Source organism: Paracoccus luteus, from assembly GCF_004522155.1.
Taxonomy (GTDB): Bacteria; Pseudomonadota; Alphaproteobacteria; order Rhodobacterales; family Rhodobacteraceae; genus Paracoccus; species Paracoccus luteus.
Genome location: NZ_SDEA01000004.1, coordinates 71,806 through 85,492, shown reverse-complemented (window position 1 = coordinate 85,492; position 13,687 = coordinate 71,806). Strand labels below are relative to the sequence as shown.

At 69.8% G+C, this 13,687-nt stretch carries 16 protein-coding genes and 3 tRNA genes; 13 read left to right on the top strand and 6 right to left on the bottom strand.

All coding sequences use genetic code 11. The features are described 5' to 3' along the window. Positions 1–27 precede the first annotated feature (27 nt). From EPA64_RS07090 to mnhG, 6 genes are read left to right on the top strand one after another with little or no spacing between them, the layout of a single operon-like run. Positions 28–2,958 (top strand): monovalent cation/H+ antiporter subunit A, encoded by a 2,931-nt coding sequence (locus EPA64_RS07090; protein WP_134725581.1) that lies wholly within the window; start codon positions 28–30, stop codon positions 2,956–2,958. Then, positions 2,958–3,302 (top strand): Na+/H+ antiporter subunit C, encoded by a 345-nt coding sequence (locus EPA64_RS07085; protein WP_134725580.1) that lies wholly within the window; start codon positions 2,958–2,960, stop codon positions 3,300–3,302. Before EPA64_RS07090 ends, EPA64_RS07085 begins: the two co-directional genes overlap by 1 nt. Beyond that, positions 3,299–4,936, top strand: a complete 1,638-nt coding sequence (locus EPA64_RS07080) for a monovalent cation/H+ antiporter subunit D (RefSeq protein WP_134725579.1) — start codon at positions 3,299–3,301, stop codon at positions 4,934–4,936. The genes EPA64_RS07085 and EPA64_RS07080 overlap by 4 nt, the downstream gene beginning before the upstream one ends. After that, on the top strand, positions 4,933–5,418 hold the full coding sequence (locus tag EPA64_RS07075) for a Na+/H+ antiporter subunit E (protein ID WP_134725578.1): 486 nt from the start codon (positions 4,933–4,935) through the stop codon (positions 5,416–5,418). Before EPA64_RS07080 ends, EPA64_RS07075 begins: the two co-directional genes overlap by 4 nt. Then, positions 5,415–5,696: a K+/H+ antiporter subunit F gene (locus tag EPA64_RS07070; protein ID WP_134725577.1), complete on the top strand. Its 282-nt coding sequence runs from the start codon at positions 5,415–5,417 to the stop codon at positions 5,694–5,696. Before EPA64_RS07075 ends, EPA64_RS07070 begins: the two co-directional genes overlap by 4 nt. Next, entirely contained in the window at positions 5,693–6,097 is a 405-nt protein-coding gene (mnhG, locus tag EPA64_RS07065; RefSeq protein ID WP_134725576.1) for a monovalent cation/H(+) antiporter subunit G, read from the top strand. The genes EPA64_RS07070 and mnhG overlap by 4 nt, the downstream gene beginning before the upstream one ends. 89 nt (positions 6,098–6,186) lie before the next feature. Here mnhG and EPA64_RS07060 read toward each other — a convergent pair. After that, positions 6,187–6,260: transfer RNA gene (locus tag EPA64_RS07060), tRNA-Gly, on the bottom strand. A 42-nt stretch (positions 6,261–6,302) separates the two neighbouring features. Then, positions 6,303–6,725, bottom strand: coding sequence for a DUF1489 family protein (locus tag EPA64_RS07055; protein ID WP_134725575.1), 423 nt, complete (start codon positions 6,723–6,725; stop codon positions 6,303–6,305). Between the two features lie 116 nt (positions 6,726–6,841). On the opposite strand from EPA64_RS07055, the gene EPA64_RS07050 reads away from it, so the two are divergent. From EPA64_RS07050 to EPA64_RS07030, 5 genes are all read left to right on the top strand, one after another. Next, positions 6,842–8,086: a multidrug effflux MFS transporter gene (locus EPA64_RS07050; RefSeq protein ID WP_134725574.1), complete on the top strand. Its 1,245-nt coding sequence runs from the start codon at positions 6,842–6,844 to the stop codon at positions 8,084–8,086. A gap of 135 nt (positions 8,087–8,221) precedes the next feature. Further along, positions 8,222–8,842 carry a 30S ribosomal protein S4 gene (rpsD, locus tag EPA64_RS07045; RefSeq protein WP_134725573.1) on the top strand — a complete coding sequence of 207 codons (621 nt, stop codon included), beginning with the start codon at positions 8,222–8,224 and terminating at the stop codon, positions 8,840–8,842. A gap of 174 nt (positions 8,843–9,016) precedes the next feature. Beyond that, positions 9,017–9,787 carry a segregation and condensation protein A gene (locus EPA64_RS07040; protein ID WP_134725572.1) on the top strand — a complete coding sequence of 257 codons (771 nt, stop codon included), beginning with the start codon at positions 9,017–9,019 and terminating at the stop codon, positions 9,785–9,787. Positions 9,788–9,840: 53 nt separating this feature from the next. Beyond that, positions 9,841–10,437, top strand: coding sequence for an SMC-Scp complex subunit ScpB (gene scpB, locus EPA64_RS07035; protein ID WP_134725758.1), 597 nt, complete (start codon positions 9,841–9,843; stop codon positions 10,435–10,437). A gap of 14 nt (positions 10,438–10,451) precedes the next feature. Further along, positions 10,452–10,664 carry a hypothetical protein gene (locus EPA64_RS07030; RefSeq protein ID WP_134725571.1) on the top strand — a complete coding sequence of 71 codons (213 nt, stop codon included), beginning with the start codon at positions 10,452–10,454 and terminating at the stop codon, positions 10,662–10,664. A gap of 5 nt (positions 10,665–10,669) precedes the next feature. Here EPA64_RS07030 and EPA64_RS07025 read toward each other — a convergent pair whose 3' ends face one another. The 4 genes from EPA64_RS07025 to ihfA form a co-directional block, all read right to left on the bottom strand. After that, positions 10,670–11,734, bottom strand: coding sequence for a 2'-deoxycytidine 5'-triphosphate deaminase (locus tag EPA64_RS07025; protein WP_167626615.1), 1,065 nt, complete (start codon positions 11,732–11,734; stop codon positions 10,670–10,672). Between the two features lie 52 nt (positions 11,735–11,786). After that, positions 11,787–11,864 (bottom strand) — tRNA-Pro (locus tag EPA64_RS07020). A 194-nt stretch (positions 11,865–12,058) separates the two neighbouring features. Beyond that, entirely contained in the window at positions 12,059–12,664 is a 606-nt protein-coding gene (locus EPA64_RS07015) for a MerR family transcriptional regulator (protein WP_134725569.1), read from the bottom strand. Between the two features lie 2 nt (positions 12,665–12,666). Then, positions 12,667–12,966 (bottom strand): integration host factor subunit alpha, encoded by a 300-nt coding sequence (gene ihfA / locus EPA64_RS07010; RefSeq protein WP_134725568.1) that lies wholly within the window; start codon positions 12,964–12,966, stop codon positions 12,667–12,669. A gap of 163 nt (positions 12,967–13,129) precedes the next feature. Between ihfA and EPA64_RS07005 the strand changes: the two genes are divergently transcribed. Together EPA64_RS07005 and EPA64_RS07000 are read left to right on the top strand one after the other, a co-directional pair. Further along, complete coding sequence (locus EPA64_RS07005; protein WP_134725567.1) at positions 13,130–13,399, top strand: DksA/TraR family C4-type zinc finger protein; 270 nt, start codon at positions 13,130–13,132, stop codon at positions 13,397–13,399. A gap of 73 nt (positions 13,400–13,472) precedes the next feature. After that, positions 13,473–13,547: transfer RNA gene (locus tag EPA64_RS07000), tRNA-Asn, on the top strand. The last annotated feature ends 140 nt before the right edge of the window (positions 13,548–13,687 follow it).

Sequence of the window (13,687 nt, the reverse complement as noted above, 5' to 3'; positions counted from 1 at the left end):
CTTGCAACGTCCAGAAAAGCGTCAGGAATGATCGAGCAGAACGCCCTTCTCCTGTTGACGGGGCTGCCCTTCGGGGCGGCGGTCGTCGCCGCCACGCTGCCGCGCGAGGCACGCAACGCCGAGGCGTGGCTGTCTGGCGTGGTGATGGCTGCGGGCGTGCTGATCCTTGCGCTGCTGTTCCCGCGCATCGAGGCGGGCGAGGTGCTGCGGGCGCAGATCGACTGGCTGCCGGGCATGGGCCTGAAGCTGGCCCTGCGGCTGGACGGGCTGGCCTGGATGATGCTGCTGCTGGTGTTCGGGATCGGCCTGCTGGTCGTGATCTATGCCCGCTATTACATGTCGCCGACCGACCCGGTGCCGCGGTTCTATGCCCTGCTGCTGGCCTTCAGCGGGGCGATGGCGGGCATCCTGATCTCGGGCAACATCATCGGGCTGGTGGTGTTCTGGGAACTGACCAGCCTGACCTCGTTCCTGCTGATCGGCTATTGGCACCGCAGCCATGCGGCCCGCGACGGCGCGCGGATGGCGCTGACGGTGACGGCCAGCGGCGGGTTCTGCCTGCTGGCGGCGATGCTGCTGCTGGGGCAGATCGTGGGCAGCTATGACCTCGACACGGTGCTGGCCTCGGGCGACGTGATCCGGGCGCATCCGCTGTATCTGCCGGTGCTGGTGCTGTTCCTGATCGGGGCCTTCACCAAGTCGGCGCAGTTCCCGTTCCATTTCTGGCTGCCGAACGCGATGGCTGCACCGACGCCGGTCAGCGCCTATCTGCACAGCGCGACGATGGTCAAGGCGGGGGTGTTCCTGCTGGTGCGGTTTTCGCCCGCGCTGGGGCAGACGCCCGCGTGGTTCTGGATCGTGGCCGGCGCCGGCATGACGACGCTGGTGATCGGCGCGGTCATCGCGCTGTGGCGCAACGACCTGAAAGGGTTGCTGGCCTATTCCACCATCAGCCATCTGGGGCTGATCACCGCGCTGGTCGGCATCGGCAGCGAGCTGGCGATCATCGCCGCGATCTTTCACATCCTGAACCACGCGCTGTTCAAGGCGTCGCTGTTCATGGCGGCGGGCATCATCGACCACGAGACGGGCACCCGCGACATGCGCCGGCTCAGCGGGCTGTTCGGGCCGATGCCGCGGACCGGCATCCTTGCCATCGTCGCCGCCGCGTCGATGGCCGGGGTGCCGCTGGCCAACGGCTTTCTGTCGAAAGAGATGTTCTTCGCCGAGGCCGCCGACTGGCACAACGGCAGCGCGCTGGACAACGCGCTGCCCTATATCGCCGTCTTCGCCAGCATCTTCTCGGTCGCCTATTCGCTGCGCTTCATCATGAGCGTGTTCTTCGGCCCGCCCGCCACCGACCTGCCCAAGGACGCGCACGAGCCGCCCAGCTGGATGCGCCGCCCGGTCGAGCTGCTGGTGCTGCTGTGCCTGCTGGTCGGTATTTTCCCCGGCCTTGCCGCCCGCTGGGTGCTGGACGTGGCGGCGGTGTCGGTGCTGGGCGACGCCACGCCGTATTACAGCCTGACGCTGTGGCACGGGTTCAACACGCCCCTGAAGATGAGCCTTGCGGCGCTGGTCCTTGGGATCGTGGTCTATCTGCTGGGCGCGCGCCGCTATGCCGGCGAATCCGAGGGGCCGCCGCTGCTGGAGCGCATCCGCGGGCAGCGCATCTTTGACGGCATCATGCTGCGGATGGGCTGGAAATGGCCGCGTATCCTGCATGGCCTGATGGGGCCCGAGGCGCTGCAGCCGCAGCTGCGCCTGATCGTGATCCTGACGCTGGCCGGCGCGGCCTATGTATTGTGGGGCGCTGCGCGGCTGGTGCCGGAGCGGCCGTTCCAGAACATCGACCCGGCCTTTGCGCTGCTGTGGCTGGTCGGCGCGACCTGCGCGCTGGGGGCCGCCTGGCAGGCCAAGTATCACCGCTTTGCCGCGCTGGTCATGCTGGGGGGGGCGGGACTGGCCACCTGCATCACCTTCGCCTGGTTCTCGGCCCCCGATTTGGCCGTGACGCAGCTGCTGGTCGAGATCCTGACCACGGTCCTCTTGCTGCTGGGCCTGCGCTGGCTGCCCAAGCGGCGGGTCGAGATCGCCGAGGACGTGCTGCTGCCTGCGCGGCTGCGGCGCGGGCGCGATATCGTCATCGCCACCGCCTGCGGCGGCGGGGTGGCGGTGCTGGCGTTCGCCATCATGTCGATGCCCGCGGGGCTGTCGATCGGCGACTGGTTCCGGCGCAACGCCTATTCCGAAGGCGGCGGCACCAACGCGGTCAACGTGATCCTGGTCGATTTCCGCGCCTTCGACACCTTCGGCGAGATCACGGTCCTGACCATCGTCGCGCTGACCTGCTTTGCGCTGCTGCGCCGTTTCCGGCCCGCGCCCGAAAGCATCGCGCTGCCCGAACAGCAGCGCCCGGTGCCCGCCGCGGGGGCCGAGGACGGGACCGCGCCCACGCCCCATGACGTGCTGATGGCGATCCCGTCGGTCATCATGCAGTGGATGTTCCCCGTCTCGGTCATGCTGGCCGCCTATCTGTTCCTGCGCGGCCACGACCTGCCGGGCGGGGGCTTTGCCGCGGGCGTCGCGCTGGCGATCGGGCTGCTGCTGCAGTATCTTGCGGCCAATGTCCGCTGGATCGAAAGCCGGATCGTCATCCGCCCGACGACCTGGATGGGGGTCGGGCTGCTGATCGCGGCCGGCACCGGCGTCGGCGCGTTCCTGTTCGGCTATCCGTTCCTGACCGCCAGCGCCCGCTATGTCGATGTGCCGCTGGTCGGCGCGGTGCCGGCGGCGACGGCGCTGCTGTTCGACCTTGGGGTCTTTGCAACCGTCGTCGGTGCGACGGTGCTGATCCAGATCGCCATCGCGCACCAGTCGCTGCGCTCGGCGCGCCTGCGCGCCCGCGAGGCCGAGGACGAGGCAGCGGCTGCGGCCGCCAAGGCGGAGGCGCGCTGATGGAACTGATCCTGTCGCTGGCGATCGGGGTGCTGGTCGGGTCGGGGGTCTGGCTGATCCTGCGCCCGCGCAGCTTTCAGGTCATCGTCGGGCTGTGCCTGCTGTCCTATGGCGTCAACCTGTTCATCTTCGGCATGGGCCGGCTGGTGTCGGGCGCGGCCCCGATCATGCCCAAGGGCGGCTTCGTCGATCCCGCCGCCTATGCCGACCCGGTGCCGCAGGCGCTGGTCCTGACCGCCATCGTCATCAGCTTTGCCACCACGGCGCTGTTTCTGGTGGTCATCATGGCGTCGCGCGGGCTGACCGGTACCGACCACGTCAACGGAAGGGAACGCGGCCAATGAACGGCGGTCCCGCGCATCTGATCGTCCTGCCGATCCTGATCCCGATGATCACCGGCGCCATGATGCTGCTGTATGACGAGCGGCAGCGGCGCACCAAGCTGGGGTTCGGCCTAGCCTCGTGCCTGGTGCAGCTTGTCGTGGCCTGCCTGCTGCTGACCGGGGCCGAGGGCACCAAGGCCGGCGGCGGCAACGCCATCGGGCTTTACCTGCTGGGCGACTGGCCGTCGCCCTATGGGATCGTGCTGGTCCTGGACCGGCTGTCGGCGATGATGCTGGTCATCACCGGCATCCTGGCGCTGCCGGCGCTGCTGTATTCCGGGGCGGGCTGGCACCAGCGCGGGCAGCGGTTCCACGCGCTGTTCCAGTTCCTGCTGATGGGCCTGAACGGCGCCTTCCTGACCGGCGACCTGTTCAACCTGTTCGTCTTCTTCGAGGTGATGCTGGCGGCGTCCTATGCGCTGCTGCTGCACGGATCGGGGCGCGAGCGGGTGGGCGCGGGCGTCCACTATATCGCCGTCAACCTGACCGCCTCGCTGCTGTTCCTGCTGGGCGCGGCCATCATCTATGGCGTCACCGGCACGCTGAACATGGCCGATCTGGCGACCCGCATCCCGCATCTTTCGGCCGAGGACCGGCCGCTGGTCCATGCCGCGGGCGCCGTCCTGGGGATGGTGTTCCTGGTCAAGGCCGGCATGTGGCCGCTGTCGCTGTGGCTGCCGCGCACCTACATGGCGGCGTCCGCCCCGGCCGCGGCGGTGTTCGCGCTGCTGACCAAGGTCGGCGTCTATGTGATCCTGCGCCTTGGGCTGCTGGTGTTCGGCGCTGGCGCTGGCGCGTCTGCCGGGTTCGGGGCGGACGTGCTGATATGGGGCGGCATGGCGACGGTGGTGTTCGGCATGACCGGCGCGCTTGCCGCGCAGGCGCTGGGGCGCATGGCCGCCAACCTGACCCTTGTGTCGTCGGGCACGATGCTGACCATCGCCGGGTTCGCGCTGGGGCAGGGCGACGCCGTGATGCTGGGGGCGGGGCTGTTCTATATGCTTGGCTCGACCGCGGCGCTGGCGGCGCTGTTCCTGCTGGCCGAGCCGATGTCGCGCGAACAGGGCGCCGCCGCCGTCCTTGCGCTGAGCGCCGAGCTTTACGGCGTGGACCTGTCCGAGGACGAGCCAGAGCCGCCCGACACGGGCGTCGTGCTGCCCGGCTCGCTGACGATTGTCGGCTTCTGCTTTGCGGCCTGCGCGCTGATGCTGGCGGGGCTGCCGCCGCTGGCCGGTTTCCTGGGCAAGTTCGCGATGCTTGCGGGCGCCATCTCGGGCGTCGGCGACGCGGCCCTGTCGCCCGCCCGCTGGACCTTTGTCGCGCTGCTGATCGTCTCGGGGCTGGCGGCGATGATCGCGCTGGTGCGGATCGGGATGCAGTCGTTCTGGGCGTCCGAGGAGGATCTGCCCGCCGTTCCGGTGCTGGAACTGCTGCCGATCGTCGCACTGGTCGTGGCCGGCGGCATCGTCCTGACCATCGAGGCCGAAGGCGTGATGCGTTACATGCAACGAACCGCCGACGCGCTGCTGCAGCCGCAGATCTATATCCACGGCGTCGTGACCGCCCCGCCGGTGGCCGAGGGGAACGGCGGATGAGGGTTCTGCCGCACCCCCTGCTGACGCTGCTGCTGGTGCTGGTCTGGCTGGTGCTGACCAGCTTTTCGCTGGGGCAGCTGATCCTGGGCGCGCTGGTCGGCGTCATCGCGGGCCGCGCCTATGCGGCGCTCACCCCGGACCGCATCCGCCTGCGCCGGCCGGACCTGATCCTGCGGCTGGCGCTGATCGTCGCCGCCGACATCGCGCGGTCCAACATCGCCGTGGCGCGGCTGATCCTGACCGGCGGGCGTCACGGCCAGCGCCATTCCGGCTTTGTCCCGATCCCGCTGGACCTGCGCGAGCCGAACGCGCTGGCGATCCTGGCGATCATCGTCACTGCGACGCCGGGGACGGCGTGGCTGGACTATGAACCCGACAGCGGCGAGCTGCTGCTGCATGTCTTCGACCTGGTGGACGAGGCTGCCTGGGTCGATCTGGTCAAGAACCGCTATGAGGCGCTGCTGCTGGAGATATTCCAATGAGCGAGACGATCCTGACCGTCGTGCTGGGCCTGTCGCAGCTTTGCCTGATCGCGGCGATGCTGCTGGCGGCGATGCGGCTGCTGCGCGGGCCGCGCGCGCAGGACCGGGTTCTCAGCCTTGATGCGCTTTACGTCTGCGGCATGCTGCTGCTGGTGGTGACGGGCATGCGGGTCGGCAGCGCCTATCTGTTCGAGGGGGCGCTGGTCATCGGCGCCTTCGGCTTTGTGTCCACCGTGGCGCTGTCCAAGTTCCTGCTGCGCGGCGAGGTGATCGAATGAGCAGCCATCTGGCCGCGGTCCCCCTGTGGGCGGCGATCGTGATCTCGGTCCTGGTGGCCGTCGGCAGCGGGCTGACCTTGCTGGGTGCGGTCGGGCTGGTGCGGCTGTCCAGCTTTTACGACCGCATCCACGCGCCGACGCTGGGCACCAGCTGGGGAACGGCCGGGATCATGCTGGGGTCGGCCCTGATGTTCACGCTGACCGGCGACCGGCTGGTCATCCACGAACTTGTCGTCGGCGGCCTGATGATGATCACGACGCCGGTGACGCTGATGATCTTGGGCCGGGCGGCGCTGTCGCGCGACGGGGGCGCGCGCCCGTCGCGGGCGGGAAAGCCCGCGCCGCTGCAACCCGAACCGGCGGCAGACACCGTCGACGAGCCGCCGGTCCAGGCGGGCTGAGCGGGAATCGCGGCGCGTGCGAACGCGGCGCCCTGCCGCCATCATCAGGCTGGCGGATGCGTCAGCGCGGCAATCGTGAAGTGGGAGTTTGGAGCGGGTGAAGGGAATCGAACCCTCGTCGTAAGCTTGGGAAGCTTCTGCTCTACCATTGAGCTACACCCGCGACGGGCACTGGCTATCGCGGCCCGGCGGTCGGGTCAAGCGGTCACAGCAGCCCCATCGCCGCCAGTTCGCGGGCAAGCTGCGGGGGCAGGGGGCTTTCCTCGGCCCGCCCTTCGGGCAGGTCGCAGGGCGCGTCGGCGGGGTCCAGATAGCGCCAGCCCTGGAACGCCCGCCGCGGCATGGCCGCGACGCGGACCAGATGGCGATCCAAAACAAGGGCGCAGCGCGCGATGCCGTCGTGGCCGCGCTCTTCCTCCAGCGCGATCAGGCGCTGGCGGGCCAGCACCGTGCCCCGGAACACCCAGAAGATCGAGCCGCCGGCCAGCAGCTCGTCCTGACGGCGCGGCCACATGCGGGTGACATGCCGCGCCGGGCCGTCGCCGAACCGGTCGCGCTGCCAGCGTTCCAGATCGGCCGGGCCGTCGGCGCCGACGCAAAGCTTGATGATGTGCAGGGCTGGGGACATGGGGGCGATATAGGGCCGCGCGCGCCGCGACAACAGCCCTGCGGCCGCTTCGCGCCGCCGCTTGTGTCCCCGCCGCTGCGGCATTACGCCACCCCCTTGTTCGACAAGGACGCCCGATGACCGACACACACCGGCCCCCGCAGCGGCTGCCCCTGCCCGAGTTCGTGGCGATGCTGGCGTTCCTGTTCGCCACCATCGCCTTTTCGATCGACGCGATGCTGCCGGCGCTGCCGCAGATCGCCGCCGAACTGACGCCCGATGACGTGAACCGGGCGCAGCTGATCCTGACCTCGTTCGTGGCCGGCATGGGGGTGGGGACGCTGTTCGCAGGCCCGCTGTCGGACGCGATCGGGCGCAAGCCCGCGATGGCGGTGGGGTTCGCGGTCTATCTTGCCGCCACCGTCGCCGCCCTGTTCGCGCAGTCGCTGGAACTGCTGCTGCTGGCGCGGTTCGTGCAGGGGATCGGCGCCGCCGGGCCGCGCATCGTCGGCGTGGCGCTGGTGCGCGACCTGTATCAAGGGCGCGAGATGGCGCGGATCACCAGCTTTGTCATGATGGTGTTCATCCTGATCCCGGCGCTGGCGCCGTCGATCGGGCAGGGGTTCATCTGGCTGGGCGGCTGGCGTGCGGTGTTCGGCGGGTTCCTGGCGTTCGGCGTGGCCGGGTTCGCCTGGATGTGGCTGCGCCAGGCCGAGACGCTGGCGCCGCCCGCGCGCCGCCCCCTGCGGCTGCGCACGCTGGCCGCCGGCGTGCGCGAGGTGCTGTCGGACCGCGAGGTGGTGCTGTGCACCGTCGTCCTGTCGCTGGGCTTCGGGCAGATGTTCGCTCTGCTCAGTTCCGCCCAGCAGCTGTTCGGCGAGGCGTATGGGCGCGGCGACAGCTTTCCGCTGTGGTTCGCGGCGATGGCGTTGCTGTCGGGTGGCGGGACGATCCTGAACGCCCGGCTGGTCATGCGGCTGGGGATGCACCGGCTGTCGCGCGGCGCCTATGCGATGCAGATCGTCGCCTCGGCGCTGTTCATGCTGACGCTTTCGACCGGCATTCTGCCCGAGACGCTGCGCTTTCCGGCGTTCTTCCTGTGGGCGGTCAGCGTCTTCACGATGGCGGGGCTGACCTTCGGCAACCTGAACGCCATCGCCATGCAGCGGATGGGGCATCTGGCGGGGACGACCGCGTCGGTCACCTCGGCCCTGTCCACGCTGGCGGCGGTGCTGATCGCGGCGCCGGTGGGTCTGGCCTATGACGGCAGCGCGGTGCCGGCGGCGCTGGCGACGCTGGTCTGTTCGGTGCTGGCCTGGGTCATCATGGGCCGGATGGGCGGCGGAACGAAACGCGGCGGGTCAAGGGGCAGGGCCGCTTGACTTCGGATCGGGCGGGGCTATAAGCGCCGCTTCCATTGGTGTTGGTGGACCCCGCAAGGGGAAACCTGTCGGCCCGCGACCGCAAGGTCAACGGCAAAGGACAACGCCCTTCACAACCGACGAAGGAGATCAGCGATGACCAAACGCACCGCTGCCAAGTACAAGCTTGACCGCCGCATGGGCGAAAACATCTGGGGCCGCGCCAAATCCCCGGTGAACAAGCGCGAATACGGTCCCGGCCAGCACGGCCAGCGCCGCAAGAACAAGCTCTCGGACTTCGGCACCCAGCTGCGCGCCAAGCAGAAGCTGAAGGGCTATTACGGCGACCTGACCGAAAAGCAGTTCCGCCGCATCTATACCGAGGCCGAGCGCCTGCGCGGCGACACCGGCGAGATGCTGATCGGCCTGCTGGAACGCCGCTTGGACGCCGTCGTCTATCGCGCCAAGTTCGTGCCGACCATCTGGGCCGCCCGCCAGTTCGTGAACCACGGCCATGTGCAGGTGAACGGCAAGCGCGTGAACATCGCGTCCTATCGCGTCAAGGAAGGCGACGTGGTCAGCGTCCGCGAAAAGTCGCGCCAGATGACCCTCGTGCTTGAGGCGATCGGCTTGGCCGAGCGTGACGTGCCCGACTATCTGGACGTCGACAACAACAAGCTGACGGCGACGTTCGTTCGCACGCCGGTTCTGGGCGACGTCCCCTATGCCGTCCAGATGGAACCGAACCTGGTGGTCGAATACTACGCCAAGAACTGATCCGGTTTCCGGTGCAGGTTTTGCGGGGCCGTCCTTCGGGGCGGCCCTATTGCATTCGACGGGCCGACCAAGGCGCTGCTATCGTCGCATGCGATGATCCCTCGATATTTGGGCAAGGAAGAAGGGCAGGGCGCGGCTGTTGACAGCGCGCGCCGGGCTTTCCAAGGGTGGCGCATGACATTGCGGCCCGACAGTTCCGACAGCCATCGGCGCCCCGACGAGGCGCTGATCGTGGATGTGACGGGCTATGACGGGCCGCTGGACCTGCTGCTGACGCTGGCGCGCACGCAAAAGGTCGATCTGATGCAGATCAGCGTGCTGGCGCTGGCCGAACAATACCTGGCCTTCGTCGAGGAGGCGCGCAGCCTGAGGATCGAGCTGGCGGCCGATTACCTGGTGATGGCGGCGTGGCTCGCGTTCCTGAAATCGCGGCTGCTGCTGCCCCCCGATCCGCAGGCCGACGGGCCGTCCCCCGACGACATGGCCGCGCATCTGGCGTTCCAGCTGGAACGGCTGGCGGCCATGCGCGACGCCGCCGCCCGGCTGATGGGACGCGCGCGGCTGGGGCAGGACCGCTTTGCCCGCGGCGCGCCGGAACCTGTCGCGCGGACCCGCGCGATCCGCTGGCAGGCGGGGCTGTTCGATCTGATGCAGGCCTATGCGCGGCTGCGCACGCGCGACGAGTTCCGCCCCTTTGCCTTCGACCGCCGCGACGTCTGGACGATGGAGGAGGCGCTGGACCGGATGCGCCGCCTGATCGGCTTTGCCGGCGAATGGACCGACCTTGCGGGGTTCCTGCCCGAAGGCTGGGGCGACGATCCGGCGCGCCGGCGGTCCGCCACGGCGGCGACCTTTGCCGCCTCGCTTGAACTGGCGCGGCAGGGGCGGCTGGAGATCCGCCAGGACGCGACCTTCGCGCCGATCACGATCCGGCTGCGCCCGTGACCGACAACGCGCCCATCCCCTTTCGCCCCCCGCCGCCGGCCGTGCAGGAACGCATGGTCGAGGCGCTGCTGTTCGCCGCGGCGCAGCCCATGACCCTGCGCGACATGGCCGCGCGCATGCCCGCCGGCTGCGACGCGGCCGAGGCGCTGGCCCGGCTGCGCGCCCGATACGAGGGGCGGGGCGTCGAATTGATGCGGGTGGGCGACGCCTGGGCATTCCGCACCGCCGCGGACCTTGGCTTTCTGATGCAGGATCAGGTCGTGGAAACCCGCAGGCTGTCGCGGGCCGCGACCGAGGTGCTGGCCATCGTCGCCTATCACCAGCCCGTGACGCGGACCGAGATCGAGGAGATCCGCGGCGTCGCCCTGTCGCGCGGCACGCTGGACCAGCTGATCGAGATGGGCTGGGTCCGGCTGGGCCGCCGCCGCCAGACGCCGGGCCGCCCGGTGACATTCGTCGTCACCGAGGGTTTCCTGGACCATTTCGGCCTGTCCAACACCGGCGATCTGCCGGGCCTGGCCGAATTGCGCGCCGCGGGGCTGCTGGACCCGCGCCCCGGGGGCGGCATGGCGACGGACCTTGCGGCGGCCGGCGGGGATGCTGATATACCCGCCGACGAGGGGCCGGGCGACGATCTGTTCGGCGACTGACAAGGGGACGGGCGATGAACGCGATACTGGGCCGGTTGGGGCGGATGCTGACGAACCGGATGCTGAACTGGGGGACGCGCAAGGGCATCGACAAGGCGGCGCGGATGTCCGGCGGCACCACGGCCGACGGCAAGATGACGCCCGCCGCGCAAAAACAGGCCAAGGCCGCGCGCGAGGCGGTCAAGCGCGCCCGGCAGGCCGCGCGCATCACCCGCCGGATGCGCTGAGCGCGTCAGCGGAACTGCTTGGCGAGCTTCAGCCCCTGGCCCTGATAGTTCGACGCGATCCCCGCGCCATACAGGCGGTCGGGGCGCGCCGCCATGCGTTCATAGACCAGCCGGCCCACGACCTGCCCGTGTTCCAGCGCGAACGGCGCCTCGTGGCAGCGCACCTCAAGGACGCCGCGGGCGCCGCGGCCCGTCCCATGCCCGAAACCGGGGTCGAAGAACCCGGCGTAATGCACCCGGAACTCGCCCACCATCGCCAGATAGGGCGACATCTCGGCGGCATAGTCGGGGGGGATCGTCACCGCCTCGCGGCTGACGAGGATATAGAACGCGCCGGGATCGAGGATCAGCCGCCCCTCGGTCGTGCGCAGCGCGTCCCAGAAGTCGCGCGCGTCATAGGCGCCGATCCGGTCCAGGTCGATGACGCCGGTATGCGGCCGGGCGCGCCAGCCGACCAGATCGTCCCCGGACGGCCGCAGGTCCACGGAAAACCCCAGGCCCTCGTCGATCAGCGGCGTGCCGTCCACCAGCGGCTCGGCCGCGTGCAGCGCGGTCAGCGCGGCGTCGTCCAGCACCGCCTGGCCGTGCCGCAGCCGCAGCTGGTTCAGCCGCATCCCCGGCCGGACCAGCACCGAAAAGCTGCGCGGGCAGATTTCGGCATACAGCGGGCCGTCATAGCCGTCGGGCAGGCGGTCGAACTCGGTCCCGTCGTCCGTCACCAGCCGCGTCAGCAGGTCCAGCCGCCCGGTCGATGACTTGGCGTTCGCCACCGCGTCCAGCCCCGCGGGCAGGGACAGGCTTTCGGCCAGCGGCAGCAGATAGACGCAGCCCTTTTCCAGCACCGCCCCGCCGGTCAGGTCCATGCGGTGCATCTCGAAATCCGGCAGCCGGTCGGCGATGGTGCGCCCGCGCCCGGCCAGGAACGAGGCGCGCAGCCGCCACGCGGTCGTGCCAAGGCGCAGGTCGAGGCTGGCGGGTTGGATCTGGTCGGGGGTGACGGGCAACTCGGCGCGGATCGCGCCGCCCTCGATCAGCCGCGCCAGTGCGCTGTCGGGCAGAACACCGTTCACCACCGAACCCCCTGCAAGCGAACGCCCACCCCGAAGGGTGGGCGTTTCGTGATGGTCGGGCCGGCGAGATTCGAACTCGCGGCCTTCCGCCCCCCAGACGGACGCGCTAACCAGACTGCGCCACGGCCCGACGAGGCGCATATAGATCGAAGGGTTCGGCAGGCACAAGGGGCCGCGCGGGAAAATATCCGTGCCGTCTCCGTGTCGGTGGCGACGTCGCGCGGGCCGCGCGTGTCGCACGTCACGCTTGACGGGCACAAGGGGCCGCGCGGGAAAATATCCGTGCCGTATCCGTGGCGGTGGCGAACCCGCGCGGGCCGCACGTCAGGCGGCGGGCTGGCCCGTGCGCATCCGGTCGTGGCAGTCGCGCAGCCGCCGCGCCAGATCGCGCGCCTGGTCGGGCAGGGGCGCCTGCCGCCCCCGCAGAGCCGCGGCGGTCAGCGCCAGCCGATCCAGCAGCACCCCCGCAGTCGCATCGCCGTCCGCGCCGTCGAGGTCGGGGAACAGGGGCAGCGCCCAGGTTCCGGGCTGGCCACCCTTGCCGCCGGCCGACGGCCGCGCCACGGTTTCAGAGGGGTCGGCATCCGCCGACTGCGGTTCAGCCTGTCCGGGCACCGCATCCGCGTCAGCCACGGTGTCGGCCGCGGTTTCGTCCAGGCGCAGCGCTCCGCGCGCCCGCAGCGCCGCGCCCCGGTCGGGCGCGATCAGGCGGCGCGCGCCGCGGATCGTCAGCCCTTCCTCGCGCAGCACCTCGCACAGGCCCGCGGCAAGCTGCACATCCTCGGGGCGGTAATAGCGGCGGCCATCGGCGCGCTTGACGGGCGCCAGCTGCGGGAACTGCGTTTCCCAATAGCGCAGGACATGCGTCGCCACGCCCACGGCCCGGGCCACCTCGCCGATCGTGCGAAACGCCTGCGGCGACTTGGCCATGACTATCTGTTGCCGGCCGCGACGCGTTCCTTCATCAGGTGCGACGGGCGGAACGAAAGGACGCGACGGGGGGTGATCGGCACTTCCTGTCCGGTCTTGGGGTTGCGGCCGATCCGCTCGTTCTTGGCGCGGACCGAGAATGTGCCAAAGGACGAGATCTTGACCTGTTCGCCCCGGACCAGCGCGTCCGAGATGTGGCCCAGGACGCTTTCGACCATCTGCGCGCTTTCGTTGCGCGACAGGCCCACCTCGCGAAACACGGCCTCGGCCAGATCCATGCGGGTCAGGGTCTTGTCGCTCATGGGAAATGCCTTTCCATTGCGGGCACGATGGTGCGGCCGTGGCCCCGAGTCAACCGTCGCAACCCCGGATCGTTCCCCCGGCGGGCCGGGGCAGGGGGGGCGCATTGCAGGGGGCTGCCCGCGTTCCTAGATAATTGGTGCGGCTGGCAGAAAGGGCGGGGCGATGGCAGGCGGATGGGCACAGGACGGCGCCGTGAACGAACAGATCGAGGTCAGCACCCGCGAGGCGATCGAGCGCATGCGACAGCGCGCCCGCCCGTCGGGCGAAAGCCGCACCCACTGCGCCGATTGCGACGAGCCGATCCCCGAGGCCCGCCGCCAGGCCCAGCCCGGCGTCACCCTGTGCATCGCCTGCCAGTCCGACAGCGACCGCGCCTTTCGTCCCACGTCCGGCATCAACCGCCGCGGGTCTAAGGACAGCCAGCTGAAGTGAGGGCGGCGGGCGCAAAATTTCGCCCGCACCCTCTGGACGCCCCCCAACCCGGGTGCTAGATGCCCCCTCGTGTTCCGGCGTAGCTCAGCGGTAGAGCAGTTGACTGTTAATCAATTGGTCGTAGGTTCGATCCCTACCGCCGGAGCCAACAAGATCAGCTGGTTAGTCAGATCTTGACAAGCTATGTCGCGGAGTGTGCAAGCGGCCTGTAGGCAGGCGCAGGCACCCGCTTTTCGCCCTTGAATCGCAGTCCAATCCGCCCGTGCACAAGTTTGCACGGCGCATGGT